31 protein-coding genes and 1 tRNA gene are annotated in these 26200 nt (G+C 61.7%); 20 read left to right on the forward strand and 12 right to left on the reverse strand.

The annotated features are described in order from the left end of the window. The first annotated feature begins 133 nt into the window (after nt 1-133). On the forward strand, nt 134-439 hold the full coding sequence (locus tag ACEN2R_RS15115; protein ID WP_442043511.1) for a tetratricopeptide repeat protein: 306 nt from the start codon (nt 134-136) through the stop codon (nt 437-439). Between the two features lie 552 nt (nt 440-991). Here the strand turns inward: ACEN2R_RS15115 and ACEN2R_RS15120 are convergent. Then, nucleotides 992-1081: transfer RNA gene (locus ACEN2R_RS15120), tRNA-Ser, on the reverse strand. 206 nt (nt 1082-1287) lie between these two features. Between ACEN2R_RS15120 and ACEN2R_RS15125 the strand changes: the two genes are divergently transcribed. After that, on the forward strand, nt 1288-2109 hold the full coding sequence (locus ACEN2R_RS15125) for a DUF2059 domain-containing protein (RefSeq protein WP_442043512.1): 822 nt from the start codon (nt 1288-1290) through the stop codon (nt 2107-2109). On the opposite strand, the gene ACEN2R_RS15130 is transcribed toward ACEN2R_RS15125, so the two are convergent. Beyond that, nucleotides 2106-2423, reverse strand: a complete 318-nt coding sequence (locus ACEN2R_RS15130; protein WP_442043513.1) for a hypothetical protein — start codon at nt 2421-2423, stop codon at nt 2106-2108. The genes ACEN2R_RS15125 and ACEN2R_RS15130 overlap by 4 nt on opposite strands. A gap of 184 nt (nt 2424-2607) precedes the next feature. On the opposite strand from ACEN2R_RS15130, the gene rplU reads away from it, so the two are divergent. The 6 genes from rplU (at nt 2608) to ACEN2R_RS15160 (ending at nt 7733) form a co-directional block, all read left to right on the forward strand. Further along, a complete protein-coding gene (rplU, locus tag ACEN2R_RS15135) occupies nt 2608-3204 on the forward strand; it encodes a 50S ribosomal protein L21 (protein ID WP_442043514.1) in 597 nt (198 codons plus the stop codon). 6 nt (nt 3205-3210) lie between these two features. Continuing rightward, complete coding sequence (rpmA, locus tag ACEN2R_RS15140) at nt 3211-3480, forward strand: 50S ribosomal protein L27 (RefSeq protein WP_442043515.1); 270 nt, start codon at nt 3211-3213, stop codon at nt 3478-3480. A 189-nt stretch (nt 3481-3669) separates the two neighbouring features. Further along, nucleotides 3670-4209 (forward strand): GNAT family N-acetyltransferase, encoded by a 540-nt coding sequence (locus tag ACEN2R_RS15145; RefSeq protein ID WP_442043516.1) that lies wholly within the window; start codon nt 3670-3672, stop codon nt 4207-4209. A gap of 65 nt (nt 4210-4274) precedes the next feature. Beyond that, entirely contained in the window at nt 4275-5312 is a 1038-nt protein-coding gene (gene obgE / locus ACEN2R_RS15150; RefSeq protein WP_442043517.1) for a GTPase ObgE, read from the forward strand. Beyond that, entirely contained in the window at nt 5300-6403 is a 1104-nt protein-coding gene (proB, locus tag ACEN2R_RS15155) for a glutamate 5-kinase (RefSeq protein ID WP_442043518.1), read from the forward strand. Before obgE ends, proB begins: the two co-directional genes overlap by 13 nt. A gap of 64 nt (nt 6404-6467) precedes the next feature. Beyond that, entirely contained in the window at nt 6468-7733 is a 1266-nt protein-coding gene (locus ACEN2R_RS15160; protein ID WP_442043519.1) for a glutamate-5-semialdehyde dehydrogenase, read from the forward strand. Here the strand turns inward: ACEN2R_RS15160 and ACEN2R_RS15165 are convergent. Continuing rightward, a complete protein-coding gene (locus ACEN2R_RS15165; RefSeq protein WP_442043520.1) occupies nt 7730-8329 on the reverse strand; it encodes a histidine phosphotransferase family protein in 600 nt (199 codons plus the stop codon). The two genes, ACEN2R_RS15160 and ACEN2R_RS15165, sit on opposite strands and share 4 nt — an antisense overlap. Before the next feature lie 30 nt (nt 8330-8359). Here ACEN2R_RS15165 and ACEN2R_RS15170 point away from each other — a divergent pair, with 30 nt between their 5' ends. From ACEN2R_RS15170 to ACEN2R_RS15180, 3 genes are all read left to right on the forward strand, one after another. Further along, nucleotides 8360-8542: a DUF3553 domain-containing protein gene (locus ACEN2R_RS15170; RefSeq protein ID WP_442043521.1), complete on the forward strand. Its 183-nt coding sequence runs from the start codon at nt 8360-8362 to the stop codon at nt 8540-8542. Between the two features lie 165 nt (nt 8543-8707). Continuing rightward, a complete protein-coding gene (locus tag ACEN2R_RS15175; protein ID WP_442043522.1) occupies nt 8708-9481 on the forward strand; it encodes a GNAT family N-acetyltransferase in 774 nt (257 codons plus the stop codon). Next, nucleotides 9478-10293: a lysophospholipid acyltransferase family protein gene (locus tag ACEN2R_RS15180; RefSeq protein ID WP_442043523.1), complete on the forward strand. Its 816-nt coding sequence runs from the start codon at nt 9478-9480 to the stop codon at nt 10291-10293. Before ACEN2R_RS15175 ends, ACEN2R_RS15180 begins: the two co-directional genes overlap by 4 nt. A gap of 16 nt (nt 10294-10309) precedes the next feature. On the opposite strand, the gene ACEN2R_RS15185 is transcribed toward ACEN2R_RS15180, so the two are convergent. After that, nucleotides 10310-10969 (reverse strand): thiamine phosphate synthase, encoded by a 660-nt coding sequence (locus ACEN2R_RS15185; protein ID WP_442043581.1) that lies wholly within the window; start codon nt 10967-10969, stop codon nt 10310-10312. A gap of 95 nt (nt 10970-11064) precedes the next feature. Here ACEN2R_RS15185 and ACEN2R_RS15190 point away from each other — a divergent pair, with 95 nt between their 5' ends. The 3 genes from ACEN2R_RS15190 (at nt 11065) to ACEN2R_RS15200 (ending at nt 14605) form a co-directional block, all read left to right on the forward strand. Continuing rightward, complete coding sequence (locus tag ACEN2R_RS15190) at nt 11065-11838, forward strand: RNA methyltransferase (protein WP_442043524.1); 774 nt, start codon at nt 11065-11067, stop codon at nt 11836-11838. Nucleotides 11839-11981: 143 nt separating this feature from the next. Next, nucleotides 11982-13133 carry a heme A synthase gene (ctaA, locus tag ACEN2R_RS15195; protein ID WP_442043525.1) on the forward strand — a complete coding sequence of 384 codons (1152 nt, stop codon included), beginning with the start codon at nt 11982-11984 and terminating at the stop codon, nt 13131-13133. Next, nucleotides 13130-14605 (forward strand): carboxypeptidase M32, encoded by a 1476-nt coding sequence (locus ACEN2R_RS15200; protein WP_442043526.1) that lies wholly within the window; start codon nt 13130-13132, stop codon nt 14603-14605. The genes ctaA and ACEN2R_RS15200 overlap by 4 nt, the downstream gene beginning before the upstream one ends. Here the strand turns inward: ACEN2R_RS15200 and ACEN2R_RS15205 are convergent. The 4 genes from ACEN2R_RS15205 to ACEN2R_RS15220 form a co-directional block, all read right to left on the reverse strand. Beyond that, nucleotides 14600-15907 carry an HlyC/CorC family transporter gene (locus ACEN2R_RS15205; protein ID WP_442043527.1) on the reverse strand — a complete coding sequence of 436 codons (1308 nt, stop codon included), beginning with the start codon at nt 15905-15907 and terminating at the stop codon, nt 14600-14602. The two genes, ACEN2R_RS15200 and ACEN2R_RS15205, sit on opposite strands and share 6 nt — an antisense overlap. Before the next feature lie 178 nt (nt 15908-16085). Continuing rightward, entirely contained in the window at nt 16086-17012 is a 927-nt protein-coding gene (locus tag ACEN2R_RS15210) for a tyrosine recombinase (protein ID WP_442043528.1), read from the reverse strand. Continuing rightward, nucleotides 17009-18478: a hypothetical protein gene (locus tag ACEN2R_RS15215; RefSeq protein ID WP_442043529.1), complete on the reverse strand. Its 1470-nt coding sequence runs from the start codon at nt 18476-18478 to the stop codon at nt 17009-17011. The genes ACEN2R_RS15210 and ACEN2R_RS15215 overlap by 4 nt, the downstream gene beginning before the upstream one ends. Before the next feature lie 70 nt (nt 18479-18548). After that, nucleotides 18549-18683 carry a hypothetical protein gene (locus ACEN2R_RS15220; protein ID WP_442043530.1) on the reverse strand — a complete coding sequence of 45 codons (135 nt, stop codon included), beginning with the start codon at nt 18681-18683 and terminating at the stop codon, nt 18549-18551. Between the two features lie 139 nt (nt 18684-18822). Here ACEN2R_RS15220 and ACEN2R_RS15225 point away from each other — a divergent pair, with 139 nt between their 5' ends. From ACEN2R_RS15225 to rnd, 5 genes are all read left to right on the forward strand, one after another. Next, nucleotides 18823-19371 carry a shikimate kinase gene (locus tag ACEN2R_RS15225; protein WP_442043531.1) on the forward strand — a complete coding sequence of 183 codons (549 nt, stop codon included), beginning with the start codon at nt 18823-18825 and terminating at the stop codon, nt 19369-19371. Further along, nucleotides 19368-20483 (forward strand): 3-dehydroquinate synthase, encoded by a 1116-nt coding sequence (aroB, locus tag ACEN2R_RS15230; protein ID WP_442043532.1) that lies wholly within the window; start codon nt 19368-19370, stop codon nt 20481-20483. The genes ACEN2R_RS15225 and aroB overlap by 4 nt, the downstream gene beginning before the upstream one ends. Before the next feature lie 118 nt (nt 20484-20601). Beyond that, nucleotides 20602-21648, forward strand: a complete 1047-nt coding sequence (purM, locus tag ACEN2R_RS15235) for a phosphoribosylformylglycinamidine cyclo-ligase (RefSeq protein ID WP_442043533.1) — start codon at nt 20602-20604, stop codon at nt 21646-21648. Next, nucleotides 21645-22238, forward strand: a complete 594-nt coding sequence (gene purN, locus ACEN2R_RS15240; protein ID WP_442043534.1) for a phosphoribosylglycinamide formyltransferase — start codon at nt 21645-21647, stop codon at nt 22236-22238. Before purM ends, purN begins: the two co-directional genes overlap by 4 nt. A gap of 83 nt (nt 22239-22321) precedes the next feature. Next, complete coding sequence (rnd, locus tag ACEN2R_RS15245) at nt 22322-23476, forward strand: ribonuclease D (RefSeq protein WP_442043535.1); 1155 nt, start codon at nt 22322-22324, stop codon at nt 23474-23476. On the opposite strand, the gene ACEN2R_RS15250 is transcribed toward rnd, so the two are convergent. Next, nucleotides 23473-23937 carry a hypothetical protein gene (locus tag ACEN2R_RS15250; RefSeq protein ID WP_442043536.1) on the reverse strand — a complete coding sequence of 155 codons (465 nt, stop codon included), beginning with the start codon at nt 23935-23937 and terminating at the stop codon, nt 23473-23475. The genes rnd and ACEN2R_RS15250 overlap by 4 nt on opposite strands. Before the next feature lie 127 nt (nt 23938-24064). Here ACEN2R_RS15250 and ACEN2R_RS15255 point away from each other — a divergent pair, with 127 nt between their 5' ends. After that, nucleotides 24065-24490 (forward strand): SufE family protein, encoded by a 426-nt coding sequence (locus tag ACEN2R_RS15255; protein WP_442043537.1) that lies wholly within the window; start codon nt 24065-24067, stop codon nt 24488-24490. Here ACEN2R_RS15255 and ACEN2R_RS15260 read toward each other — a convergent pair. From ACEN2R_RS15260 to ACEN2R_RS15270, 3 genes are all read right to left on the reverse strand, one after another. Continuing rightward, nucleotides 24487-25122: a DUF1638 domain-containing protein gene (locus ACEN2R_RS15260; protein ID WP_442043538.1), complete on the reverse strand. Its 636-nt coding sequence runs from the start codon at nt 25120-25122 to the stop codon at nt 24487-24489. The two genes, ACEN2R_RS15255 and ACEN2R_RS15260, sit on opposite strands and share 4 nt — an antisense overlap. Next, complete coding sequence (locus tag ACEN2R_RS15265) at nt 25119-25283, reverse strand: hypothetical protein (protein ID WP_442043539.1); 165 nt, start codon at nt 25281-25283, stop codon at nt 25119-25121. The genes ACEN2R_RS15260 and ACEN2R_RS15265 overlap by 4 nt, the downstream gene beginning before the upstream one ends. A gap of 108 nt (nt 25284-25391) precedes the next feature. Next, the gene (locus ACEN2R_RS15270; RefSeq protein ID WP_442043540.1) at nt 25392-26096 is read right to left on the reverse strand and encodes a corrinoid protein; all 705 of its coding nucleotides are present in this window, start codon (nt 26094-26096) and stop codon (nt 25392-25394) included. Between the last annotated feature and the right edge of the window lie 104 nt (nt 26097-26200).

Raw genomic sequence — 26200 nt, forward strand, 5'->3', positions numbered from 1 at the left:
CGCCGGGTGGAGTGATGCGTTTCTTCTCAGCCTTCTCAATAACTTAGCCAACCCTTAGGTCAAACGCGATTGCCCTGGGTACCGACTGGCGGCTGATCAGGGTTCCGACAATGCCCTAAAAAGTATTGGCGGGATGTACTTTAACGGCAACGGCGTCCCGCAGGATTACGCGGAAGCGATGACGTGGTTTCGACTGGCCGCAGAGCAGGGCGATGCCGGTGCCCAGAACAATCTCGGCATGATGTACAAAATTGGCTGGGGCGTTCCGCAGGACAATCAAACAGCGCATATGTGGTACAACTTGGCAGCTGCAAGCGGCAACCCAAAGAGTGGAAAATGGCGCGATGAGTTGGCTGCAATGATGACTCCACCTGCAATCGAAGAAGCCCAACGACGCGCTCGCGTCTGCTTGGCATCGAAGTACCAGGACTGTGACTGAGCGTAAATACGGGTGGCGGGTCTGACTTCAAAGAGCCTAATAAAATAGGCTCATCTAGGGGATTGGTAGGCCAATACGCGCGCCCGCGCGAGGCGTGGCCGTTAAGCAAACGGCGGAAAACATAATCCGCACCCTTTGCAGGGGCGTGGCATCGACCGATTGAAATACCGACGGATAATCAAAACCCGTTCTGTTTCAAGCAAGGGGGGCGGGGGCTTCCACCTTCAGGGCTGACCGCGCCGGAACCTGTGGGGGGAGCCTCATTCACACTGCGATCAAATTCAAAGGGGGGTGTCGGGCGAACGATTGAAATCAGCGCTAGCTGGCTCTGACGTTACAGAACTCGACGTTGCGACCGATGCCGCGAACAATCCGACGTTCCGGCTTTACGCCCGCAAGAGTAGCCACAAACCGATTCATCGCGGCTGGAATTTGAACCGCTGTTCCGCGCAATTCCAGCATGTTCTCGAAAGAGGTGGGGGATATTGCGGGAGATGAAATTGGCTATACGTCAATAAAATAAAGAAAAATCAATATCTTAAATGGACATGGTGGCGGAGAGATAGGGATTCGAACCCTAGGAACCCTTGCAGGCTCAACGGTTTTCGAGACCGCCCCATTCGACCACTCTGGCACCTCTCCGCAAGGTATGATCGACGCGTGATTTAGTGTGAACTGCGAAGACGTGCAACCATTTTTCTGCAGGATTGCGCTCATTGCGATAAAAAGCGGGCGGGGCCGTGCGGGCTTGGGGTTTGAATGCACGCGGTGTTGTGATCTGCGGGCGCTTGGCATCCACGCCGCAACCCCGTATCTCTGTGTGGCTTGTATTATCGGGGACCTTCGCTATGCGCCTTTTCGCCACCGCCGCCCTTCTGATCGCGACCGCCTTGCCCGTCTGGGCGCAGAACACCGACAAGGTGGATGCGCTGATTACGGCGTTGTCCTTGCCCGATATCATCGAGATCATGCACGAAGAGGGTGCCAGCTATGGCGCCGAGGTCGAGGCCGAGATGTTTCCGGGCAAGGGGGGGGCCGCATGGACCGCCCAGGTGCAGGGCATCTATGACACCGGTAATATGGCGGCCAAATTCCGCACAAGGATGCTGGCCGAACTGGCAAACGCCGACGTCGATACGATGGTGGATTTCTTCGGGTCGGACACGGGGCGCCGGATCATCGCGCTGGAGGTCAGCGCCCGCCGTGCGCTGATGGACGAGACCATCGAGGAGGCGGCGCGTGACACGGCGCAGGCGATGCAGGACAACGCCGATCCGCGCTTTGACCGGCTGGAGGCCTTTGCCGAGGCGAATGACCTGATCGAAGAGAATGTCGTGGGCGCAATGAATTCGAACTATGCCTTTTATCAGGGACTGATGGATGGCAATGCGTTTCCGTCCGAGATGACCGAAGACCAGATCCTGACCGATGTCTGGGGGCAGGAGCCTCAGATCAGGATCGACACGGTGGAATGGTTGTATGGCTATCTGTCGCTGGCCTATCAACCGCTAAGCGACGATGATCTGGAGGCCTATATCGCGTTTTCGGAAACCGACGCGGGGCAGGATCTGAACCGCGCGATCTTTGCCTCGTTCGATGTGGTGTTTACGGACATCAGCCGCAATCTGGGGCGTGCGGCCAGCCTGCATCTGTCGGGCGAGGACATCTAGGCGCCATTCGCCCGCAGGGCCAGGATCAGCGCGGCGGGGCTGGTGCGATACAGCGGCAGTTCCGATTGCAGGCGAAGGATCATCAGGTCGCGGTTCTGCGGTGGAATGCCTGCCGCATCCATCGCCGTCGTCAGGGCAGGCCCGCCGCCCGCCTCTATATCGGCCACGACGGCCCCGTAGTTCGACTTGACGGCGATTTCGGTGCCCGCTCGCGTGGAGGGATCGGCCCCGCCCATCGCGGCCACGTCACACCCCGCAAGGGCCAGAAGGGCCAGTGCGGTGGCGTATCGGAAAAGGGGGCTGAGACGGGGCATGGCGATCTCCGGTTGCGACTTGACTTTGCTAGCACATTCCCCGATAAGCCGCCATCTGCCGTTGGGCTTTCCATAGGCGGATTTATGCAATGTCGCCCGAACGGGCGCGCTGTCCGAGGTGCCGCAAGGTGTGAACTCCTGCTTGGCAGGGACCAAAGGATGCGAAAAAATGAAGGAATACCATATGTTTGCGGTCCTCAAGACCGGTGGCAAGCAGTACAAAGTCCAAAGCGGTGACGTTCTCCGCGTGGAAAAATTGGCTGCTGCAGCTGGCGAAAAAATTCAGTTCAACGAGATTCTCATGCTTGGCGGCGACTCTTTGGTCGTGGGCGCCCCCCTTGTGGCTGATGCTGGCGTTCAGGCCGAAGTCATCGACCAGATCAAGGGCGAGAAGGTCATCCACTACGTCAAACGTCGTCGGAAGCACTCGTCGCAGCGCACCAAAGGCCACCGTCAGCAACTGTCGCTGATCCGCGTGACCGACATTCTGGCAACCGGCGCAGACAAATCCGGCGTCAAGGCCGCACTCGGTGCTGGCTCTGTTACGCCTGCGGCCATGGCTGCCATGATCGAAGCCGGCACGCCGCTGTCGCAAAAGCCGGCCAAGAACACGGATGCGGTCAAAAAGATCGCCGTGAAGAAAGCCGCTGCCAAGGCTGCTGCCGCGCCTGCAAAAGCAACCCGTGCAAAAGCTGCCAAGGCCGAAACAGCCGACGCGGCCGACGCGCCCAAGAAAAAGCCTGCCGCCAAAAAAGCGGCCAAGGCCAAGACCGAGGAGTAAGAACACATGGCACATAAAAAAGCAGGTGGTTCATCCCGCAACGGCCGCGACTCTGCCGGCCGTCGTCTCGGTGTGAAAAAGTTCGGTGGCGAAGCCGTCATTCCCGGCAACATCATCACCCGTCAGCGCGGCACAAAGTGGTGGCCGGGCGAGGGCGTTGGCATGGGCAAGGATCACACCATCTTCGCCGTTGTCGAAGGTAAAGTGACCTTCCACAAAGGCCTTAAAAACCGCACCTTTATTTCGGTTCTCCCGGTGGCGGAGGCCGCTGAGTAAGCCGAACCTGATAGGGTCAAGATATCATGGGGATCGGCGCGTAGCCGGTCCCTTTTTCGTTTTGGTGCAAGAATTTCATATCTTTTCGGGAATAGAATGGCGGATAAATTGGTCCGCCCTCTGAAACTGCAGGGATTTAAGACTTACGTAATGACCATTGTCCGCAACGTGCTCTGGGAGGAGCGACGCATGACGATTGAATTGAGAGCGACCCAGCCTGTCATCGAAACAGAGCGGTTCACCCTGCGCCTCTTGCGCAAGTCGGACGTTGGATTGATGCAGATGTATACCGCCGACAAACGCGTGGCTCAGGCCACGCGGTCGATCCCGCATCCGTTGCCGCCCGGCGCGACAGAGGCGTTCATCGCCCGCTCGATGTCCGAAGGCCGGACCGAGGATATCTGGGCGATGGACGGGTCAAAGCAGGGTCATGCAGAGGTTCTGGGGGTGATCGGGCTACAGCGCATGGACCGCGACCAGTCCGAGGTCGGCTATTGGGTCGCGCCCGCGTTCTGGAATACCGGCTTTGCCTCCGAGGCGGTCAAGGCCCTGCTAGATGCGAACCCGCAACAGCGCAAGACGATCTTTGCCGCGGTGTTTCAGGACAACCCGGTGTCTGCCCGCGTGCTGACCAATGCGGGTTTCGAATATCTGGGCGACGCGGAAGCGTTCAGCGTGGCCCGCAATGCAACCGTTCCCACGTGGACCTACCTGCGCAAGCTGGGGTAGGGGCTTGAGGCGGGGGGCAATTTGCTCTACCGCCTGAGCCATAGCTAGAATAAGGCCGAATACCGATGAAATTCCTCGATTACACCAAAGTCTATATCCGCTCTGGCGGCGGCGGCGGCGGTTGCGTCAGTTTCCGGCGCGAGAAGTTCATCGAATACGGTGGCCCGAACGGCGGCGATGGCGGACGTGGCGGCGATGTCTGGGCCGAAGCCGTGGACGGGTTGAACACGCTGATCGACTTTCGCTATCAACAGCACTTCTTCGCCAAAAGCGGGCAGGCCGGCATGGGGCAGGGTCGCACCGGCGCGGGCGGTGACGACATCATCCTGAAGGTTCCCGTGGGCACCGAAATCCTCGACGAGGACGAAGAAACCGTGATCGCCGACATCACAGAAGTCGGACAGCGGGTGCTTCTGGCCAAGGGCGGCAACGGGGGCTTTGGCAACCTGCACTTCAAAACAGCGACAAACCAGGCACCGCGCCGCGCCAATCCCGGCCTCGAAGGGGTCGAGCGGACCCTGTGGCTACGCCTGAAACTGATCGCCGACGCGGGCCTTCTGGGCCTGCCCAACGCGGGCAAGTCGACCTTTTTGTCGGCCACCTCGAATGCGCGGCCAAAGATCGCCGATTATCCCTTTACCACCCTCGTGCCGAACCTTGGCGTTGTGGGCGTGGACAATGCGGAATTCGTCGTGGCCGACATTCCCGGCCTGATCGAAGGTGCGCACGAAGGCCACGGTCTGGGGATCGAATTTCTGGGCCACGTCGAACGCTGCGCCGTGCTGTTGCACCTGATCGACGCGACATCCGCGACCGTCGCCGAGGACTACCAGACCATCATCGGAGAGCTGGAGGCCTATGGCGGCGCGCTTGCCGACAAGCCGCGCCTGACCGCGTTGAACAAGATCGACGCGCTTGACGACGAGGAACGCGCCGAGAAACTGGCAGAGCTGAAAGAGGTCTGCGATGGCCCGGTCATGCAGATGTCGGGTGTCAGCCGCGAAGGTCTGGTGGATGTTCTGCGCGCCCTCAAGGCCGAGATCGACGCGCACCACCAGCGCGAACTCGACCCCGCGATCGAGGACGAGACGTGGCGTCCCTAAGCACGGCCAAACGGCTGGTTGTCAAAATCGGATCGGCTCTTCTGGTCGATCGCACCACCGGCGCCCTGCGGCAAGAGTGGCTGACCGCCCTTGCCGCCGATGTCGCGCGGATCAAGGCGCGCGGCACCGATGTGATCCTTGTGTCCTCCGGCTCTATCGCGCTGGGGCGCGGGGTTCTGGGGCTGCCGCGCGGCACACTTGCGCTGGAACAATCGCAGGCCGCCGCCGCCGTCGGCCAGATCCGGCTGGCCCGCGCCTATGAACAGGCGCTGGAACCCTTGGGGATCACGACCGCACAAGTTCTTGTTACGCTTGAGGATTCCGCAGATCGCCGCCGGTATCTCAATTCCCGCGCAACGATGGAAACCCTGATTTCACTGGGGGCCGTGCCCATCGTCAACGAAAACGATACCGTCGCCACCGACGAGATCCGCTTTGGCGACAACGACCGGCTTGCGGCGCAGATGGCGGTGACGGTGGGTGCGGACCAACTGATCCTGCTGTCCGATGTCGACGGCTTTTATTCCGCCAACCCGAACGAAGACCCCACCGCCTACCGCTTTGACATCATCGACCGCATCACCCCGCAGATCGAGGCGATGGCGGGCGACCCCACATCGGGCCTGTCCAAAGGCGGGATGAAGACCAAACTGATGGCCGCCAAGACTGCCGTTGCGGGGGGCTGCGCCATGGCGATCACCGAAGGGTCCTGTCTGCAACCGTTGCTGGCGCTGGAAAACGGCGCGAACTGCACCTGGTTCACGCCGCAGGACGACCCGCAGGTGGCCCGCAAGCGTTGGATCGCCGCGATGAAACCAAAAGGCGAGATCCGCGTTGACACAGGTGCCGCCAATGCACTGGCCCAGGGAAAATCGCTGTTGCCCGCAGGGGTCATCGCCGTTTCCGGGCGCTTTGGCCGGGGTGACCCGGTGACGATTGTCGGCCCCGATGGCGCGCTTGGCAAAGGCCTTGCACGGTATACCGCGGACGAGGCCAGCCAGATCATGGGGCGACAGTCGGGTGACATCGAGGCGATCCTGGGATACGCAGGGCGCGCCGCCCTGATCCACCGCGACGACATGGTCACCTGACCTGTCACTTTGTTCGAAAAATACTCGAATTCCGCGGCTCAAACTTTGACCAAAGGCTGATCTGATGAATGACGCAACCACGATACCCGCTTTGATGTCCGAAATTGGCGCCCGCGCCAAAGCCGCCGCCGCAACGCTTGCCTTCGCCAGCGCAGAACGCAAGCATGCCGCGTTGATCGGCGCTGCCGAGGCCGTTTGGCGCCGTCGTCAGGACATCATCGACGCCAATCTTGAAGATCAGGTGTACGCGGGCGAAAAGGGCATCAGCCCCGCAATGATGGACCGCCTTGTTCTGGACGAGGCCCGTATCCGCAGCATCGTTGACGGTTTGCGCGCGGTGGCAGAGCAAAAAGATCCGGTGGGCGAAACCATCACCGAATGGGATATGGCCAGCGGGCTGCATATAAAACGCGTGCGCACGCCGCTTGGCGTGATCGGTGTGATCTACGAATCGCGCCCCAACGTCACCGCCGATGCGGGGGCCTTGTGTCTGAAGTCCGGCAATGCGGTCATTCTGCGCGGCGGTTCCGAAAGCTTTCATTCGTCGGGCGTGATTCATGACTGTCTGGTCGAGGGGCTGACCTCGGCCAATCTGCCCGCCGACGCGATCCAGCGGGTTCCGACCCGTGACCGCGCCGCCGTCAGCGAAATGTTGACCATGACCGACACCATCGACGTGATTGTTCCCCGCGGCGGCAAGGGGCTTGTTGGCCTTGTCCAGCGCGAGGCCCGCGTGCCTGTGTTCGCCCATCTCGAAGGGATCTGCCACGTCTATGTCGATGGCGACGCCGACCCCGACATGGTGCGCAAGGTGGTTCTGAACGCCAAAACCCGCCGCACCGGCATTTGCGGAGCGATGGAATGCCTGCTGATCGACCAGACCTTTTATGACACGCACGGCGCGCCGGTGATCACGGACCTGTTGAACGCGGGTGTAGAGGTGCGGGCCGCCGGTGAATTGGCTAAGATCGAGGGCACAACCCCCGCAAACCCCGGTGATTTCGGGTTCGAGTTTCTGGATATGATCTGCGCCACCAAACTGGTCGACGGTGTCGATGCCGCGATCGAGCATATCCGCACCTATGGCTCTAACCACACCGAATGTATCCTGACGGACAATCAGGCCGTCGCCGACAGGTTCTTCACCCATCTCGACAGTGCGATTTTGATGCACAACGCCTCGACCCAGTTCGCCGACGGTGGCGAATTCGGTATGGGGGCCGAAATCGGCATCGCGACCGGAAAACTGCATGCCCGCGGTCCGGTTGGGGCAGAGCAGTTGACCAGCTTCAAGTATATCGTGGTGGGAAACGGTGCCGTGCGCGGCTAGACGCGGATGCAGATCTCTGTCTCGGACAACTCGATCTGCGACCGGCGCCCCAGCGCCTTCAGCAGATCGGGGGCGAGCGCGAATTGAACATGCGCGGCACTGATATCACGCTCTGTCGCGGGGGTCGCAAGGACATCCCAAAGATCGGGCGTCACCAACAGTTTCGCGCCCGTCGCGCGCAACGTCCAGCGCCGGTCGGTCAGGCTGACAGTGACCTTCCCGCCGTAAGGCATTGATGTTTCAAGGCATTGCAGCAAAAGAAATGCCAGCTTGACCTCGCTGCGCAAGCAGTCCCCGATCGGTTGCCAATCGGTCTTGACCCTGCCACCCTTGCCATAGCCGTCAAGGATCGACAGGATTTCCCTGCGCCCCATGCTTTGCCGCGCACTCGCCGCACCAAAAGCCACGCGAAAATACCGGATCCGCGCATTTGCGCTTTCGACGCTTTGCGCGATCAGCCGCATTTCGGGACCAACGCTATGCCCCGCCAGTTCCAACAACTCGACCCCATTGCCGATCGCGCCCAGAGGGCTGATAAGGTCGTGACAAATACGAGAGCCGACAAGAGAGGTCAGATCGACGGACTGATCAGGCATCGGCAGGCTCCGCTTTCAAGGGATGGGGATATGGACGATTTGAATTCAATGCTGGAACCGGGCATGATTGTTCGCCATCCTGATCGGCCCGATTGGGGGCTGGGGCAGGTGCAATCCAACGTCAAAGGTAAGATCACGGTCAATTTCCGCGAGGAAGGTAAGGTTGTGATCGACGGTGCGCATGTGTCCCTGATCCCTGTTTTCGACGCATAATGGCACTATCGCCACTTTGCATTTCCTCATTAGGGTTTCACGAAATGATTAATGCAACCTTAAAGGGAGTTGCCGCACCGTCAGAATTTACGGTTTGTTGCAAAACGGGCATAGAGTCCCTACACATCGCAGATCTTTGCATATGGAAAACACCGAACGCCCCACATGCCGACCGATAACCCCCAGTTTTTGGTGCGCCTTGCCCGCACCCCGGAAGATGTGACAGGTGCGCAGCGCCTTCGCTACCGTGTGTTCGTGTCGGAACTGGGCGGCGATGGCCCGATGGTGGACCATGCCGCCGGTCTGGAGCGCGACAGCTTTGACGCCCATTGCGACCACCTTGTGCTGATCGACAGCACCCGCGCGGCGCCTGAGCATGTCGTGGGCGCCTATCGCTTGATGCGGACAGAGCAGGCAGAAAAGGCCGGGCGGTTCTATTCCGAGGCCGAATACGATCTTGCGCCGCTGAAATCCAGCGGTCGCACGCTGCTTGAACTGGGCCGCTCCTGTCTTGACGCGGACTATCGCGGCGGCATGGCGATGCATCACCTTTGGCAGGCGCTGGCCGCCTATGTGCTGGACCACAGGATCGAGGTGCTGTTCGGCGTCGCCAGTTTTCATGGCACCGATATCGACAGCCTTGCTGGCCCGCTGTCATTGCTCCACGCGCGGCATCTTGCACCCAAAGCGTTGCGGGTGCGGGTGCGCGACGGGCATTTCCAGCGGATGGACCTGATGCCAGAGGAGGCCATCGACCGCCCCGCCGCGATGAAGGCCACTCCGGCGCTGATCAAGGCGTATCTGCGGCTTGGGGGGTGCGTGGGCGAGGGCGCCTTTGTCGACCACGCCTTCAACACCACCGACGTCTGTCTGGTGATGGACACCGAACAGATGAACGCCCGCCAGCGTGACATTTACACCAAGGCCCGCACGCCGTGAGCGGCTGGAGCGAGGCGGCAGAGCCGATTCACCCGCCGATCACGGCGGCGGGCTGGGCGCGCGTAGCGCTGCGCGGTCTGGTGCTGGGGGGGGTGACCTTTGGCGGGCTTGCGGTCTTGCTGCTTGTCCGGCTAATGGAGCGTCCGATCTGCGGCACCGGGCGGCCCGTCACGCCCTTTATCACGCAATTTGTCTGTAAATCCGCCTTTGTGATCCTTGGTATGGGGCATTCGGTGCGCGGATCGCAGATGCGCCAGAAGGGGGCTGTGGTGGCCAACCACGCGTCTTGGCTGGATATTTTCGCGCTGAACGCCACCAAGCGGGTCTATTTCGTCTCCAAGTCAGAGGTGGCAGGCTGGCCGGGCATCGGTTGGCTGGCCCGGGCGACCGGCACGGTCTTTATCAACCGCCGCGCAAACGAGGCCGCAGCGCAACGAACCATATTCGAAGACAGGCTGAAGGTCGGCCACAAGCTGTTGTTCTTCCCCGAGGGGACGTCGACCGATGGGGTCAGAGTTTTACCCTTTAAATCAACGCTTTTTGCGGCGTTCTTCGCGCAGAACCTCAAGAGTTTCCTCTGGGTTCAGCCGGTCACGGTGATCTACCGCGCGCCGCAGGGCGAAGACCCGAGATTTTATGGCTGGTGGGGCGACATGGAGTTCGGCCCGCATTTGCTGCACACCTTGGCGGCGCGGCGTCAGGGATCGGTTGAAATTGTCTATCATGCGCCGGTCAAGGTCGCGGATTTCGAGAACCGCAAGGCGCTGGCGCTTTGGTGTGAAAACACGGTGCGCAGCGCCTTGCCGTTTTAATGGAAACTCAACTAAATCAGGACATTGCCGCGTAAAGCTGCTGTAGTTTCATGGCGGGATCGCCGCTGTTCCAGATCTCTTCTCCGATCCCGAAGAAATCGGTCATCGGGGCCATGGCGCGGATATTGTCCTCGGTCAGGCCGCCTTCGGCGACGCAGGGCACCTCGATCACTTCGGACCAGAACTGGAACAATTCCGCATCGGCCACGGTGCCGTCGCCAAGGGCTCCGGCACCGATCGGGCCAAAGCTGACGTAGTCGGCACCAGCCTCGCCCGCGCTCATCCCGTCGTGACGCGAGGCGCCGCAGAATGTGCCGATGATCGCGTCGGCACCCAGATCGGCGCGGACCTTGCGGACAGAGCGCGGCCCGTCCAACAGGTGAACACCGTCAAGCCCCAGGCGTTCCACCATCAGGACGTGCCGCTCGATCACCAGCGCGATGTCCCGCGCATGGCAGATCTCGCGCAAGGCGTCGGCAGCGCGGGAAATCCGGTCTTCGTCCACCGTGGCAAGGGCAAGGCGCACGCAGGCGACCTCTGCCGCGTCAAGGGCGCTGGACAGGATGTCGGGGAAAACCGACAATTCGAACTCTGGCGGGGTGATCAGATAAATTTGCGGAACGATCCGTTCGTCGACGGGTTCCGGGGCGGTGGTTTTAGCTTTGGATTTGGACATGGCGCGGCCTTTCACGTTTGCGCCCTCATATCCTGCGGCGCGTGTCGTCACAAGGCCATTGCCCTTGGGCGCAGGCTTGCCTAAACGCATCGCCCATGAGCGATGATATGACAGACATGACAGAGGACTGGACCGGCCCGCAGCCGGTCGTGGTCCTTGTGAACCCGCAAATGGGCGAAAACATCGGCGGCGCGGCCCGTGCGATGTGGAATTTCGGCCTGAACCGCATGCGCCTTGTCGCGCCCCGCGACGGATGGCCCAACAGCCGCGCCACGGCGCTGGCCAGTGGTGCGGGTCGTGTGCTGGACCACGCCGAAGTCTACCCGACCACGGCACAGGCGCTGGCCGACTGTAATTTCGTCTTTGCCACGACCGCGCGACACCGCGACTTGACCAAGCCGATCATGACGCCGGAACGCGCGATGGAACACACCCGCGCCCTGACGGCGGCGGGTCAGACCGTTGGAATATTGTTCGGACCGGAACGCGCCGGACTGGAAAACGACGACATATCGCGCGCCAATGCGATTATTTCGGTGCCGGTGAACCCGCTGTTCGCCTCGCTGAACCTGGCGCAATGCGTTTTGCTGACCGCCTATGAGTGGCGCCGTCAGACCAGCATCCAGCCCGCCGAGGTGGTGGGGATGGCCAAGACCGACTTTGCCAGCGCGATCGAGGTCGAGAAGCTGGTCGAGCATTACGAGGCGCGGCTGGAGGAGGAGGGGTTCTTTTTCCCCGAGACCAAGGCGGCGGGCATGAAGACGGTTCTGCGCAACATGTGGTCGCGGATGCCGCTGACCAGTTCCGATGTGCAGATGCTGCACGGGATGCTACGCCAGCTGCTGCGCTGGAAAGACCGCGAGCGGTAGCGGGTCTGGGGCGGCGGGATTGCCTTTGGCGAGGATATTTTCAGAACAAAGAAGGGCAAGGGGCGCGACGCTTTGACGGGGTGTGCCATCTTGCCCTGCGGGCCCGCGCGGCCTAGGTTCTGCGCCAGGACATGGAGAGCGGAATGAGCACCAAACGCAGTATTTTCGAAGAGGTCGGCGCAGGCGCCAAAGCGGCACAGGCGAAAGATGTGGCGGGCGGTATCGATCGCACCCGAAAAGGCGCGCGGCGTGGTGTCAGGATCTGGCTGATGATCCTGTTCACGCTTGTCGCCGTGATGATCGCGGTGGGCGGTCTGACGCGGTTGACTGATTCCGGCCTGTCGATCACCGAGTGGAAGCCTGTCACCGGAGCGTTGCCGCCGATGACCGGGGCCGACTGGGACCAGGAATTCGCGAAATATCAGGCAAGCCCGGAATATCTTTTGCAGAACAAGGGGATGACCCTTGAGGCGTTCAAAACCATTTTTTGGTGGGAATGGGGCCACAGGCAGCTTGGCCGCGTGATCGGCCTTGTCTGGGCGATCGGGTTTTTCGGGTTTCTGGTGGCGCGGCGCATTCCGGCGGGTTGGACCGGACGCCTTGTCCTGATCGGCGCACTTGGCGGGATGCAGGGTGCGATCGGCTGGTGGATGGTGGCGAGCGGGTTGCATGGCCGGATGGTTGATGTGGCGTCCTACCGGCTGGCGACGCATCTGGGGCTGGCCTTTGTCATTCTGGGGTTCATCACCTGGTATGTGCTGCACCTTGGACGCCCCGAGGCGGCGCTGATGCAGGCGCGGCGCGGGCGCGAGGGCAAGTTGTTCGGGCTGTCCACAGGGCTGATGCATTTCGCCTTTCTTCAGATCATCCTTGGCGCGCTTGTGGCGGGGATAGATGCGGGGCGCGGCTATATCGACTGGCCGCTGATGGCGGGGCAGTTTTTTCCCGACGCCGCATTTAACCTCACGCCGCTTTGGACGAATTTCTTTGAAAACCCCGCGCTGGTGCAATTCATTCATCGCATGTCGGGTTATGGGCTGTTTGTGTTCGGGGGCGCGGTCTGGTGGACGGCGCGCGGGTCTGCGCATCCGGTGACCCGCCGGGCGTTCCATCTGGTGATGGGGATGATGGTGCTGCAAATGGTGCTGGGGATCGTTACCGTGATGCAGGCCGCCGCACCGCATATCGCGATCACCCATCAGATCGGGGCAGTGGTGTTGTGGGTTCTGATCCTGCGCGCGCGGTTTCTCAGCCAATATCCAGTCACGCAATCCATCCGGGGCACAAAAGCATGAAAACCTATACCGAACTGATGCTGTTTCAGCGCGAGACAGAGGCGCTGGCGCAAATTGCGGGGCGTCTGGGCTGGGATCAGGAAACCATGATGCCGCACGGCGCCGCCGATCAACGGGGCGAGGAAACGGCGGCGTTGGAAGGTGTGCTGCATGCCCGCCGCAGCGATCCGCGTCTGGGCGACTGGCTGGCGGCGGTGGACGAGGGCGCGTTGGACGAGGTCGGGCGGGCGCAAATGCGCCAGATCCGCCGCAGCTACGCCCGCACGATGAAGATCCCCGCGCGTCTGGCGTCGGAACTGGCGCGCGTGACTTCGGTCAGTCAGGGCAAATGGGCCGCGGCGCGGGCGGCAGACGATTTCAAGGCCTTTGTGCCGGTTCTGGAACAGGTGGTGACGCTGAAGCGCGAGGAGGCGGCGGCCCTTGCGGCGGGCGGTGATCTTTACGACGCGCTGCTTGACGACTACGAGCCGGGTGCCACGGCGGCAGAGCTGAGCGCGATGTTCGGGGCGCTGCGGCCGCGTCTGGTGGCGCTGCGCGACAAGGTTCTGGGCGCGGATCAGCCCAAGGCGCTAAGCGGAACGTTCGACGAGGCGGGGCAGCTGGCGATATCCCAGAAGCTGGCGCGGGCCTTTGGCTATGACATGGGGCGGGGCCGGATCGACAAGGCGGTGCATCCGTTTTCCAGCGGGTCCGGCAGTGATGTGCGGATCACCACGCGCACCAATCCTGCCGATCCGTTCAACTGTTTCTATTCCACCATCCACGAGGTCGGCCACGCCGCCTATGAGCAGGGGATCGACGGCCGCTATGCGCTGACGCCTTTGGGGCAGGGCGTGTCGATGGGCGTCCACGAAAGCCAAAGCCGGATTTACGAGAACCAGCTGGGCCGTGGCCGCGCCTTTACCGGCTATCTGTTTGGCGAGATGCAACAGCAGTTCGGCGATATCGGGGTCAAGGATGCCGATGCGTTCTATGCCGCGGTGAACCGCGTGACGCCGGGCTATATCCGCACAGAAAGCGACGAGGTGCAGTATAACCTGCATGTTCTGTTGCGGTTCGATCTGGAACGCGCCCTGATGTCGGGCGATCTGGCGGTGGCCGATCTGGAAACCGCATGGAACGACCGGTTCGAGGCGGATTTCGGGGTCAGGGTTGACCGCGCATCGAACGGCTGCTTGCAGGACGTGCATTGGTCCTGCGGCCTGTTCGGTTATTTCCCGACCTATTCGCTGGGCAACGTCTATGCGGGGTGTCTGTATCAGGCCTTGCGCGGCGCGGTGCCACAGTTGGACGCAGATCTGGCGCGGGGCGACACATCGGCGGCCACGGGCTGGCTGCGCGAGAACCTGCAACGCCATGGCGGGCTATACATGCCCGTCGAGGTGATCACCCGCGCCGCCGGAAAAGCCCCGAACGAGGCGCCGCTTCTGGACTATCTGGAGGCGAAGTTCGGGGCGATCTACGGGCTATAGCGGACGGATTTTCAGGCGCGTCAGCCGGTTGTCCTTGCGCTGTAGCACCTCGAAGCGAAAGCCGTGGAACGAGAACACCTGACCCTGCGTCGGGATCGACTGGGCCTCGTGGATCACGAGGCCCGCAATCGTATTGGCCTCGTCATCGGGCAGGTTCCAGTCCGTCGCGCGGTTCAGGTCGCGGATGGTCATGGACCCGTCCACAAGGAAATGCCCGTCGTCGGATTTACGCAGGGGGTTTTCGGCGTCGATGTCGAATTCGTCGGTGATTTCCCCCACGATTTCCTCGAGGATGTCTTCGAGCGTGATCAACCCCTGAAGCGAGCCGTATTCATCCACCACCAACGCAAAATGGGTGCGGCGGTGCAGGAACTGGCGCATCTGTTCGTCAAGCGCGGTGGTTTCAGGCACGAAATAGGGCTTCATCGCCACATCCATGACGTTGAAGCCCCGCAGCCCGTCAGGGGCTGCATCGGGGCCCATCGCCATCTTGTGCATGGCCCGCAGCAGGTCCTTGGCGTGGATCACCCCGATGACATTGTCGGGGTCGTCGCGGTAGACCGGCAGGCGGGTGTGGGCAGAGTTCAGGCAATGCGCCAGGATCTCTTCCGGCCCCAGCGTCACGTCGATCATTTCGATCTTGGAGCGGTGAAGCATGATCTCTTCCACTGTCCGCTCCGACAGATCCAGCGCACCCAGGATGCGGTCGCGATCGTCTTTGTGCACGACGCCTTCGGAATGGCCAAGCGACAGCGCGCCGGCGATTTCGTCATGAACGGCAAGGATATGGCTGTCGGGGTCCGCCTTTACGCCGAACATGCGCAGGACCTGCCGCACCAGCGCCCGCACCGCCATCACCATGGGTGAGAACACCAGGATCACCAGCCGCACGATCGGCGCGACGCGGCTTGCAGCGGTTTCGGCATTGGTGATCGCATAAGTCTTGGGCAGGACCTCGGCAAAGATCAGCACCAACAGGGTCATCACAAGGGTCGCCAGCGCCACGCCGCTGTCACCGAACGCGCGGGTGAACAGCGAGGTGGCCAGCGAGGTGGCGAGGATGTTCACAAGGTTGTTGCCCAGAAGGACCGAGCCGATCAGGCGCTCGTTGTCTTCGGTGATGGTCAGCGCCATCTTGGCACCCAAATCGCCTTTGTCGGACTTCGAGCGCAGCTTGCCCCGCGACGCGGCGGTCAGCGCGGTTTCGGAGCCGGAAAAGAAGGCCGATAGCACCAAAAGCCCCAGAATGGCGGCAGAGGTCATCCAGAAGGCGCTGTCGAAGACGGAGGCGGCGGTGTCCATTGTTCAATTCCCCGAGTGTTCAAAACCTTATGGAGTTGCGCGCGCTGTTCTTCAAGAGCGGGTCTTTCGGGGGCGGGTCGGGCGCATGCGGCGGGCGCAAAAGTTTTCTTGCCTTCGGCGAGGATATTTTTTCCAACAAGAACGGAAAGATCCGGGCCGTTCGCGGGTTTTTGTCCGGTCAGGGCTTACGGGCAAGCGGGTGATGGTCCATCACCAGATCCTTGAGCCTTTGGTCGAGAACATGGGTGTAAATCTCTGTTGTGGCCACGTCGGCGTGCCCCAGCAGGGTCTGGATCGAGCGAAGGTCGGCGCCATGTGCCAGCAGATGTGTGGCGAAGGCATGGCGCAATGTGTGGGGTGTGACCTTGTCGGGAGAGACACCGCCCGTGACGGACATTTCCTTGATCAGGACGTAGAAGCGGTGGCGCGTCAGGTGGCCTTGCGCCCCGGATGAGGGAAACAGGTATTTCGAGGCGGGTTTGCCCGCCAGCCGCGCGAGATCTTCTGTTGTATCGCGGGCCTTCAGCCAAAGCGCCAGCGCCTTGCGGGCCGGAGGCGACAGGGGCACCATGCGTTCCTTGCCGCCTTTGCCCCGGATCAGCAGCATACGCGGATCGCCACGCGCGGCCGAGACCGGCAGCGACACCAGTTCGGTCACCCGCATTCCCGTGGCGTAGAGCAGCTCCATCAGGCAGGTGTTGCGCGTTCTGTCGACGGGACTGCGGCCGACGCAGCGGGCGGCGGCGAGCAGTTTGTCCACCTCGGTTTCCGACAAGACCTTCGGCAGGCGCTTGTCGCGCCCCGGCCCCTTGATCTGGATCGCCGGATTGTCCTTGCGCCAGCCTTCCTCGAAGGCGAAGCGGAAGATCTGTTTGATCGCCGACAGCCTGCGGGCACGGGTCGCGGTGGCCAGTCCCTGCGCGTCGCAGTCCACCAGATACTCCTCGATGTCGCTGCGGGTGGTTGTCTCGAATGTGCGCCCGGTCCGGTTCAGCCAGTCGATGAACTTTTTCAGGTCGCGGGCATAGGCGAGCTGCGTGTTCGTTGCGGCGTCAAGCTCTGCGGCCTGCGCCTCCAGAAAGGTCTGGACCTGACGCAACATCATAGCCGCCGCTCCAGCAGCATTAGGTCAAGTGCCGTGCGCCGGGCCACGTCCTCCAGCCCGACGGCGCGCAAGAGCGACAGAGCTTCGGTGATATCGCGCATCTGCCCAGATGCCCCCCGCGTCAGTCGCTGGATCGCCATGAGGATCGCCTCTCCGAGTTGGTCGCCCGACAGCATCCGCGCGTAGGTCGCGGGGGGCGATGTTGCGGCAAAGCTTTCGGCGATGGCAGAGGCCAAGGCATCGCCTGCGGGGGATGCGGAGGGGGTGCCTGCCGCAAGGGTTTTCAGAAAGACGTCGATCGGGGTGTCGGGGGTGTAGCCTGCCGTTGCCTCTTCGTAGGTGTTGGACAGAAGGGCGACGCGAAAAGCCAGCGCGGCGCTTGCCCCGGTCAGCGGCAAGCGCGACAGGGCGGTGGCGTAGAGACGGGCAAAGGGCACCTCGAGGCCCGCGCTTTTTGCCGCGTCAAAGGCGGGGCGCAGGGTTTTATCGACCGCCGAGGGGTCGGACGCGGTCAACGCCATGTCGAAGGCCTGAAAGGCGTCGACGCGGTCCCAGATCCCCCCGGACGCGGCGGGCAGACGGTCGGTGTAAAGGGCCTGAATCCGGTTTTCGGACAGCGCACCGCTGCGCCCCAGACGCTCTGCCGCCTCGAGCTGAGATTTCCACCCTGCAGTGTCGCGCAGGTCGGCCTGTGCAAAGGCCAGCGGCAGGTCGACGGTAGACAGGGGCTCTCCTATGGCTTCGAACATGCGAAAAACCAGCGGGCTTGGCAGGGGGGGCGGTGTCAGGGGCGGTTCTGTGTCGGCCAGTTCGGGGTCAAGGAAGCGCGACAAAAGCTGGTCCTCGAAATCGGTGAGATAGCCCAGGGCCTGTGCCGTATGCAGGGTCAGGGCCGCCGCCGACCAATCGCCGTTGCGCGCAAGGCAAAAGATGCGGGCGGAAAATGTGGGTGCGATATCGGGCGTGACGCCAAGTGCCGCACACGCGCGATCCTCGGTCCCGGTCAGAAGCGAGACGTCGAACCAGAGGCGGAACAGTTCCGGCGTCTTTGGGTCGACAAGGTCGATCAGCGCCTGTGCCTGATCCAGCGCGCCAAGGTCGATCAGCTTGTCCAGACGCGCCATCAATAGCACACCGCCGCCGCCCGCATCTTGCGGCGGGTCAAGTTCGGCCAGCAGCAACGTGAACAAAAGATCTTGCAGGGCGGGCAAACCGGGGCTGGATGTGTCGCGGATCAGCTGCGCAAGACGGTTCGTGCCGGTGGCCCCCCATAAATTCTGCGGCAAGCCGGTGACAGAGACCGGCAAAAGCCCCACCGCATCAGGGCGCGGCGCATCAAGCGGCAGCATGGTGATGTCGCCGACAGAGGCGCTGCCGGTGACGGCAGGTTCGTTCGGCCATGCGGGCGACGCAGGCACTGCGGCCGGAATTGTCACTGAATCCGACAGCCAGTTTATCGCCGACATCGGCGCATCCTGCGCAATGGCGGATGAGGTGAGAAACGCACCATAAATTACTGATAAAAAAAGACTACTTTTAATCAACATTCACTGAAACCGATTGTGTGACCTCGTCCTGAACAGGGGTAAGGTCACCAAGATACGCAAAACCAACCAGCCCAATAAAGCCGATCACAGCCAGAAAGACGAGTGCCTTAAGTAATCTTACCATGTTTTTCTGCCTTTTGTTGCCTGCGGTCTGCCGTCGGGTGTCGCTGCTCTTTGGTCAGCTTACAAGTTTATATATGGCCTTTTCGGCAAGATCACGCCATTCAAGGGCAGAAATGTAAATTGAGCGGGACAACGCCCACTTGGCCTACCGTCTGAAAAAAACTGTCGTGCTTGTCGGTATGATGGGTGCGGGAAAAACCGCAGTTGGAAAAGCGCTGGCGGCAAAGCTTGGCGTGCCCTTTCTTGATTCGGATGAAGAGATCGAGATCGCCGCCGCCCGCAGCATATCCGAAATATTCGAGCGGGACGGAGAGCTGTTCTTTCGCGCCAAGGAGACCCAGGTGATTTCCCGCCTTCTGGAAACCCGTCAGGGGATTCTGTCGACCGGCGGCGGGGCGTTCATGGCGGCGGGAAACCGTCAGATCATATCCAGCAAGGGCGTCGCGGTCTGGCTGGATGCGGACCTTGATCTGCTGTGGTCACGGGTGCGGCACAAGTCCTCGCGCCCCTTGCTGCAAACTGCGGACCCGCAAGGGTCGTTGCGGTCGCTCTACGAGTCGCGCGTGCCGGTGTATGCGCTGGCCGACCTGACCGTGAAGTCAAAGCCGCGCTATTCGATCGACGACATGGCCCTGGCTGTGATTGACGAATTGCTGACCCGCCCCGATGTGCTGGAGACAACCGAATGACCGAAACCGTCCATGTCGCCCTTGGGGACCGCGCCTATGATGTCCGCATCGCCGAAGGTCTGATCGGTCGCGCCGGTGCCGAGATCGCGCCGCTGCTGCGCCGTCCACGTGTCGCCGTGATTACCGATGAAACCGTCGCCGCCCTGCATCTGGACGCGCTGCGCGACGGTCTGGCGGCGTCGGGTGTCACGATGACCGCGCTGGCGCTGCCGGCGGGCGAATCGACCAAGGGCTGGCCGCAATTCACCCGCACGGTGGAATGGCTGCTGGACCAGAAGATAGAGCGCAGCGATGTCGTGGTTGCCTTTGGTGGCGGTGTGATCGGCGATCTGGCGGGGTTTGCGGCGGCGGTTCTGCGGCGCGGCGTGCGGTTTGTGCAGATCCCGACCAGCCTGCTGGCGCAGGTCGACAGTTCGGTCGGGGGGAAAACCGGGATCAACGCGCCGCAGGGCAAGAACCTGATCGGCGCGTTCCACCAGCCAAGCCTTGTGCTGGCCGACATCAGCGTTCTGGGCACCCTGACGCCCCGCGATTTTCTGGCGGGCTGCGGCGAGGTGGTGAAATACGGCATGCTGGGCGACGCCGGGTTTTTCGGCTGGCTGGAGAAAAACGGCCCCGCGATGGCGGCGGGGGATAGGGCTGCGCGGGCCTATGCGGTGCGCCGGTCCGTTGAAATGAAAGCGGAAATTGTGATCCGCGACGAGACAGAACAGGGTGATCGCGCTCTTTTGAACCTTGGGCACACCTTCTGTCACGCGCTGGAATCGGCCACCGGATATGGCGACCGCCTGATGCATGGCGAGGGCGTGGCGATCGGTTGCGCGCTGGCCTTCGAGGTGTCGCAACGCCTTGGGTTCTGCTCGCAAGAGGACCCGAGCCGCGTGCGGGCAATGCTGAAACTGATGGGGATGAAGACCGATCTGGCGGATATCGACGGCGACTTGCCCGATGCCGATGCGTTGATCGTCCTGATGGGACAGGATAAAAAAGTGCAGGACGGCAAGTTGCGGTTCATCCTTGCGCGGGGCATCGGGGATGCCTTTGTGGCGGATGGTGTGGATATGGCGGTCGTGCGCAGCGTTCTGGCCGAAGGGCTTGCCGCGCGCGGATAACCGGGCGTATCGGGGTAAATCCGCGCTAAAGCATGGACAGCGGCCCGCGCAATTGATACGCGAGCGCAAACAACGCCACAGACGCGTTACAGACACGCTACAGACAAGGATTTGCCCCATGACCCACGGTAAAAACGGTCTCACCTATGCCGATGCAGGCGTGGATATCGACGCGGGCAATGCACTTGTCGAGCGGATCAAGCCGGCCGCGAAACGCACCCAACGCCCCGGCACGATGTCGGGCCTTGGTGGTTTCGGCGCGCTGTTCGATCTGAAGGGCGCGGGCTACTCCGACCCCATTCTGGTCGCGGCGACCGACGGTGTCGGCACCAAACTGCGCATCGCGATTGACACCGGCGAAGTCGACGGCGTGGGCATCGACCTTGTTGCCATGTGCGTCAACGATCTGGTCTGCCAAGGGGCAGAGCCGTTGTTTTTCCTGGACTATTTCGCCACAGGCAAGCTGGAACTTGACGTGGCCGCCCGCATCATCGAGGGCATCGCAGAGGGCTGCGCACAATCCGGTTGTGCGCTGATCGGCGGCGAGACGGCAGAAATGCCCGGCATGTATCCTGCCGGTGACTTCGACCTTGCGGGCTTTGCCGTCGGCGCGATGGAACGTGGATCGGACCTGCCGTCAGGCGTTGTGGCGGGCGATGTTCTGCTGGGCCTTGCATCCAATGGCGTGCATTCCAACGGCTATTCTCTGGTGCGCAAGATTGTCGAATTGTCGGGCCTTGGCTGGCACGATGACGCGCCCTTCGCCTTTGCGCCGCTGGGGCGCGCGTTGCTGACGCCGACACGGCTTTACGTCAAACCCGCGCTGGCGGCGGTGCGGGCAGGGGGCGTGCATGCGCTGGCCCATATCACCGGTGGCGGTTTGACCGAAAACCTGCCGCGCGTGCTGCCCGACGATCTGGGGGCCGACATCGACCTTGACGCGTGGGAATTGCCGCCTGTGTTCAAGTGGTTGGCCGAGACCGCCGCGATTTCCGAAAAGGAGCTGCTGAAGACGTTCAACTCTGGCATCGGGATGATCCTGTCGGTCGCGGCAGACCGTGCCGACGATCTGAAAGCCCTGCTGGAGGCCGAAGGCGAGACCGTCTATACCATCGGCACAGTGACCCAAGGGGCGGGCATGCGCTATCGCGGCAGCCTGCTTTGACCAAACGCGTCGCGATCCTGATTTCCGGCGGCGGATCGAATATGATCAAGCTGGTCGAAAGCATGACCGGCGACCATCCGGCGCGCGCCGCTCTGGTGTTGTCGAACGACGCCAATGCGGGCGGGCTGAAACGCGCGGCAGAGATGGGGATCGAGACCGATTTCATCGACCACCGCCCGTTCAAGGGCGACCGCCCCGCGTTCGAGGCCGCCCTGCACGCCCGCCTGATGCAGGCGCAGCCCGACATTCTGTGCCTTGCCGGTTTCATGCGGGTGCTGACGGCGGGTTTTGTGGATCGGTGGCAGGGGCGGATGCTGAACATCCATCCGTCGCTTTTGCCGAAATACACCGGCCTGCACACCCATGCCCGCGCGATTGCCGCAGGCGACACCGAACATGGCTGCACCGTGCACGAGGTGACGCCGGTTCTGGATGACGGCCCCGTTCTGGGACAGGCCCGCGTGCCGGTCCTGCCCGATGACACGCCCGAAACCTTGGCGGCGCGCGTGCTGGTGATGGAACACCGGCTCTATCCTGCGGTCCTGCGCCGATTTGCGGCGGGCGACCATCGCCCCGTGATGTTGCCCTAACGGCCTTTCCTTTCCTGGCGCAGGTGACTATGACGGATCAACCTTAAGGGTCGCCTCTGGCGGCCGCCAACGAACGGCTCCGTATGAAAACCTTGACCACGACCGAGGCGCTTGCCGAATTTTGCGCACATGCCGCCAATTTTCCCTATGTCACGATCGACACGGAATTCCTGCGCGAACGCACCTATTATTCGAAACTGTGCCTGATCCAGATGGCGCTTCCGGGCAAGGGCGTGGATGACGCGGTTCTGGTCGATCCGCTGGACGGTATGTCGCTGGAACCGTTGTATGAACTGTTCCGCAACGAAAACGTCGTAAAAGTGTTTCATGCCGCGCGTCAGGATCTGGAAATCTTCTTTGTTGACGCGCAGGTTTTCCCCAAGCCCTTGTTCGATACGCAGGTCGCCGCCATGGTCTGCGGCTTTGGCGAACAGGTGGGCTACGAGACGCTTGTGCGCAAGATTGCCAAGGAAACCGTCGACAAGACCTCGCGGTTCACCGACTGGTCGCGCCGCCCGCTGACCGAGGCGCAAAAGATCTATGCGCTGGCCGATGTAACGCATTTGCGGGTCGTCTACGAATACCTTGCCGCCGAGATCAAACGGTCGAACCGTCAGGCATGGGTCGAGGAGGAGCTGGAGGTTCTGCTGAACCCCGCCACCTATATCGTCACCCCCGAAGACGCCTGGCAACGGGTGAAAACCCGCACCACCACGGGAAAGTTCCTGGCGGTTGTGCGTGAATTGGCGCGGTTCCGCGAAGATTACGCGCAGACCCGCGATGTGCCGCGCAGCCGTGTCTACAAGGACGATGCGCTGTTGGAACTTGCCTCGACCAAGCCGCAAAACATGGAAGATCTGGGGCGGTCCCGTCTGTTGCTGCGTGAGGCCCGGCGCGGAGAGATTGCCGATGGTATCATCGCGGCGGTGACCGCAGGTCTGGCCTGCCCGCCCGACAAACAGCCAAAAGTCGCGGCCTTCAACGACAAGATGCAGGTGAACCCCGCACTGGCCGATTTGCTGCGGGTGCTGCTAAAGGCCAAGGCCGAAAACGCGGGCGTCGCGCAAAAACTGATCGCTACGGCGTCGGATCTGGACGCGATTGCCGCAGGGGAACGGGACGGTCTGGCCCTGCATGGCTGGCGTCACGAGGTGTTCGGGGCCGATGCGATCCGCCTGTGCGAGGGCAAGCTTGCGCTTGCCGCCAAGGGGCAGACGGTTCAGGTCATCGAGCTTTAGCGCTTGGCTGTCCGCGCGTTCCGCTCGCCCAGAATGCGGATAGAGCGGACGCCGGCCAACCGGTAGTCGGACACAAACTTCGCCACCACAACCTCGCGCGACCGCTCTGTGTTGATCTGTTCGAACCCGGCGGGCTGCTGGATACGGAACATGTAGGTCAGCACGCCGTCGACAGGCTGCTCGTCCGTGTCGGACACCAGCTCTGCGTTCCAGAAGCCCTGGGTCGGGGGCAGGCCTGTCGCACGCAAGATCGCGCCGCCCTGTGCGGGTTCGACCGAAAAGCTGACCACCTGATCGACCAATGTCCTGCCATCGGAGGCGACGACCATTTCCTCTGGCGTTATCATTTCCTCTTGCGATCCGCCGAACCAGTTGAACGGGTTCAGCCGCGATTGGCTGATGCCGGAACAGGCAGACAGGGCCATCATGGCCAGAAATGCGGCGACTAGTGGTTTGTTCATAACACGGCCCTCATTGGTGCCCCACCGAGTTAGCCCATCCTGCGCGACTTGAAAAGCCACTCGGCATGCTCTGGACGTTTGGCGCGGCGCAACTTAGGTGGATACTGTATGAAACGGAGACCGAACAGTGACCACTGACCGCTTTGAAGAGATCGCCGAGACCTTTGAATTCCTGGAAGACTGGGAAGAGCGGTATCGCTATGTCATCGAATTGGGCAAGGCGATGCCGCCTCTGGATGACGCGTTCCGCGTTCCCGCGACCAAAGTGACCGGCTGCGCCAGTCAGGTCTGGATCGTTCCGGTGATCGAAGGGCAGGGCAGGGATGCTGTGTTCCGCTTTGACGGCGACAGCGACGCGTTGATCGTGCGCGGGTTGATCGCGGTGCTGCACGCGCTGTATTCCGGCCTGACGGTCGACGAGGTGATGAAGGTCGATGCGCCCGGTGCCCTGAAACGTCTGGGGTTGGACGACCATCTGTCCGCGCAACGCTCTAACGGGGTGCGTGCCATGGTGGACCGTATCCGCAGCGTAAGCGCGGCGGCGATCGGCTAAAGCGACGCCAGCGTCGTTTCCAGATCGCCGTAGCCGGTGAACCGCCGTTCATAGGCCAGACCCAGCCGCGCCGCGCAGTCCTGCGCCTTGGCATCCAGCGCCCTGTTGTCGGTTTGGGCCTGATACACCAGTTTGGTGTAATTGCCGAAGTACATGTCGCGCAGGTCCGGGTGGCGGTCCAGACCAAGGGGTTTCCAGACAAAGGCGTCGAACTGTTTGACCAGAAAATCGGTCAGGTAAAAGGCAGTGAATTCGTCTTCGGATGTTTTGGCAAAGATGTCGTTTCCCTCAAAAAACGAATAGCAATGCGGGCCTTCGACCATTCCAACGCCAAGTTCGGCGCATTTCTTCAACAATTGCCCACCGGTGCCACAATCGGCGTAAACCACAAAGATCTCGTCATATCCGGCGCGATGTTTCAGCACCATTGCCTCGACCGCGCCGGTGATTTTATCGGGGTGATTGTGCAGGATGGCGGGCAGGCACGTCAGGTCCATATGGTCCCAGCCATTTGCGGCCTTCAGCGCCAGTATCTCATGGGCAAGGGCACCACAGGCCAGCAGCAAAATCCGGCCCGAAGATGCCGCAAGGTCCAGGCCGGTCGTAGTCAGCCTTTGGTCGTCGATGCTCATGGGTGCGCCCATCGCCGCAGGGCCAAAGCGATGATTATGATGGCCGGAACCACCACAAACCCGCCCCATGTCGGCATTGTGGCACTGACCCGGTAGGCCACGCCGATGGTCAGGGCGGCGGCGAACAGGACTGTCGCCAGAAGGATATAGAAGCGGCGCATCCGTGCCTTCCTTTGCGTAGGTTTCACCTTGAACGTGGGGCCGCGCCGCGAAAAAGAAAAGGCCCCGCACGCGATTGCGTCGGGGCCTGTTCGCGGAATATGCCCGATCTAGCTTGCTATGGCGCTGTTATGCTTGCGCGCCATCCATGTTTTGGCCGTTTCCACCGCCACGGCCGCATCGCGGCAATAGGCGTCCGCGCCGATGGCCTTGCCGAATTCCTCGTTCAGGGGAGCGCCGCCCACAAGCACGATATAATCGTCGCGAATGCCTTTTTCGATCATCGTGTCGATCACGACCTTCATATAGGGCATCGTGGTTGTCAGCAGGGCGGACATGCCCAGAATATCGGGCTGTTCGGCTTCCATCGCTTCCAGGTATTTCTCGACCGAGTTGTTGATGCCAAGATCCCGCACTTCGAATCCGGCCCCTTCCATCATCATTCCGACAAGGTTCTTGCCGATGTCGTGGATGTCGCCCTTGACCGTGCCAATCACCATTTTGCCAACGCGCGGTGCGCCGGTTTCCGCCAGAAGCGGTTTCAGGATGAACATCCCGCCCTTCATCGCATTGGCGGCAAGAAGCACCTCGGGGACGAACAGGATACCGTCGCGAAAGTCGTTGCCAACGATGGTCATACCCCCGACAAGCGCCTCTGTCAGCACGCGGTAGGGCGCCCAGCCACGACCCAGAAGGATGTTCACCGATTCCTCGATTTCCTCTTTCAGGCCGTCGTAAAGGTCGTCGAACATCTGCATGACCAATTCATCATCGGGCAGGTCGGCAAGGATGATCTCGTCGTTTTCGTCGGCCATCGAAATATTCCTGTCTTGAAGCGGGCGCGCCGCGTGTCACTCTGTCCTAAATGGTCCGATTGTCGCGGTCGCACTCGTATAAATGCGACATCCGCCAATCTGCG

The organism is Pseudogemmobacter sp. W21_MBD1_M6 (assembly GCF_052119585.1).
Taxonomy (GTDB): Bacteria; Pseudomonadota; Alphaproteobacteria; order Rhodobacterales; family Rhodobacteraceae; genus JBGQOJ01.

Coding starts and splice junctions, on each gene's coding strand:
- ACEN2R_RS15200 (WP_442043526.1), top strand. CDS start 13,130: ATGAAAACCTATACCGAACTGATGCTGTTTCAGCGCGAGACAGAGGCG.
- ACEN2R_RS15190 (WP_442043524.1), top strand. CDS start 11,065: ATGAGCGATGATATGACAGACATGACAGAGGACTGGACCGGCCCGCAG.
- rpmA (WP_442043515.1), top strand. CDS start 3,211: ATGGCACATAAAAAAGCAGGTGGTTCATCCCGCAACGGCCGCGACTCT.
- rnd (WP_442043535.1), top strand. CDS start 22,322: ATGAAAACCTTGACCACGACCGAGGCGCTTGCCGAATTTTGCGCACAT.
- ACEN2R_RS15210 (WP_442043528.1), bottom strand. CDS start 17,012: ATGATGTTGCGTCAGGTCCAGACCTTTCTGGAGGCGCAGGCCGCAGAG.
- ACEN2R_RS15170 (WP_442043521.1), top strand. CDS start 8,360: ATGGACGATTTGAATTCAATGCTGGAACCGGGCATGATTGTTCGCCAT.
- ACEN2R_RS15125 (WP_442043512.1), top strand. CDS start 1,288: ATGCGCCTTTTCGCCACCGCCGCCCTTCTGATCGCGACCGCCTTGCCC.
- ACEN2R_RS15185 (WP_442043581.1), bottom strand. CDS start 10,969: ATGTCCAAATCCAAAGCTAAAACCACCGCCCCGGAACCCGTCGACGAA.
- ACEN2R_RS15260 (WP_442043538.1), bottom strand. CDS start 25,122: ATGAGCATCGACGACCAAAGGCTGACTACGACCGGCCTGGACCTTGCG.
- ACEN2R_RS15270 (WP_442043540.1), bottom strand. CDS start 26,096: ATGGCCGACGAAAACGACGAGATCATCCTTGCCGACCTGCCCGATGAT.
- ACEN2R_RS15215 (WP_442043529.1), bottom strand. CDS start 18,478: ATGTCGGCGATAAACTGGCTGTCGGATTCAGTGACAATTCCGGCCGCA.
- rplU (WP_442043514.1), top strand. CDS start 2,608: ATGTTTGCGGTCCTCAAGACCGGTGGCAAGCAGTACAAAGTCCAAAGC.
- ACEN2R_RS15205 (WP_442043527.1), bottom strand. CDS start 15,907: ATGGACACCGCCGCCTCCGTCTTCGACAGCGCCTTCTGGATGACCTCT.
- ACEN2R_RS15265 (WP_442043539.1), bottom strand. CDS start 25,283: ATGCGCCGCTTCTATATCCTTCTGGCGACAGTCCTGTTCGCCGCCGCC.
- ACEN2R_RS15250 (WP_442043536.1), bottom strand. CDS start 23,937: ATGAACAAACCACTAGTCGCCGCATTTCTGGCCATGATGGCCCTGTCT.
- ctaA (WP_442043525.1), top strand. CDS start 11,982: ATGAGCACCAAACGCAGTATTTTCGAAGAGGTCGGCGCAGGCGCCAAA.
- ACEN2R_RS15160 (WP_442043519.1), top strand. CDS start 6,468: ATGAATGACGCAACCACGATACCCGCTTTGATGTCCGAAATTGGCGCC.
- ACEN2R_RS15115 (WP_442043511.1), top strand. CDS start 134: ATGTACTTTAACGGCAACGGCGTCCCGCAGGATTACGCGGAAGCGATG.
- ACEN2R_RS15165 (WP_442043520.1), bottom strand. CDS start 8,329: ATGCCTGATCAGTCCGTCGATCTGACCTCTCTTGTCGGCTCTCGTATT.
- ACEN2R_RS15130 (WP_442043513.1), bottom strand. CDS start 2,423: ATGCCCCGTCTCAGCCCCCTTTTCCGATACGCCACCGCACTGGCCCTT.
- ACEN2R_RS15220 (WP_442043530.1), bottom strand. CDS start 18,683: ATGGTAAGATTACTTAAGGCACTCGTCTTTCTGGCTGTGATCGGCTTT.
- ACEN2R_RS15145 (WP_442043516.1), top strand. CDS start 3,670: ATGACGATTGAATTGAGAGCGACCCAGCCTGTCATCGAAACAGAGCGG.
- aroB (WP_442043532.1), top strand. CDS start 19,368: ATGACCGAAACCGTCCATGTCGCCCTTGGGGACCGCGCCTATGATGTC.
- ACEN2R_RS15175 (WP_442043522.1), top strand. CDS start 8,708: ATGCCGACCGATAACCCCCAGTTTTTGGTGCGCCTTGCCCGCACCCCG.
- purM (WP_442043533.1), top strand. CDS start 20,602: ATGACCCACGGTAAAAACGGTCTCACCTATGCCGATGCAGGCGTGGAT.
- obgE (WP_442043517.1), top strand. CDS start 4,275: ATGAAATTCCTCGATTACACCAAAGTCTATATCCGCTCTGGCGGCGGC.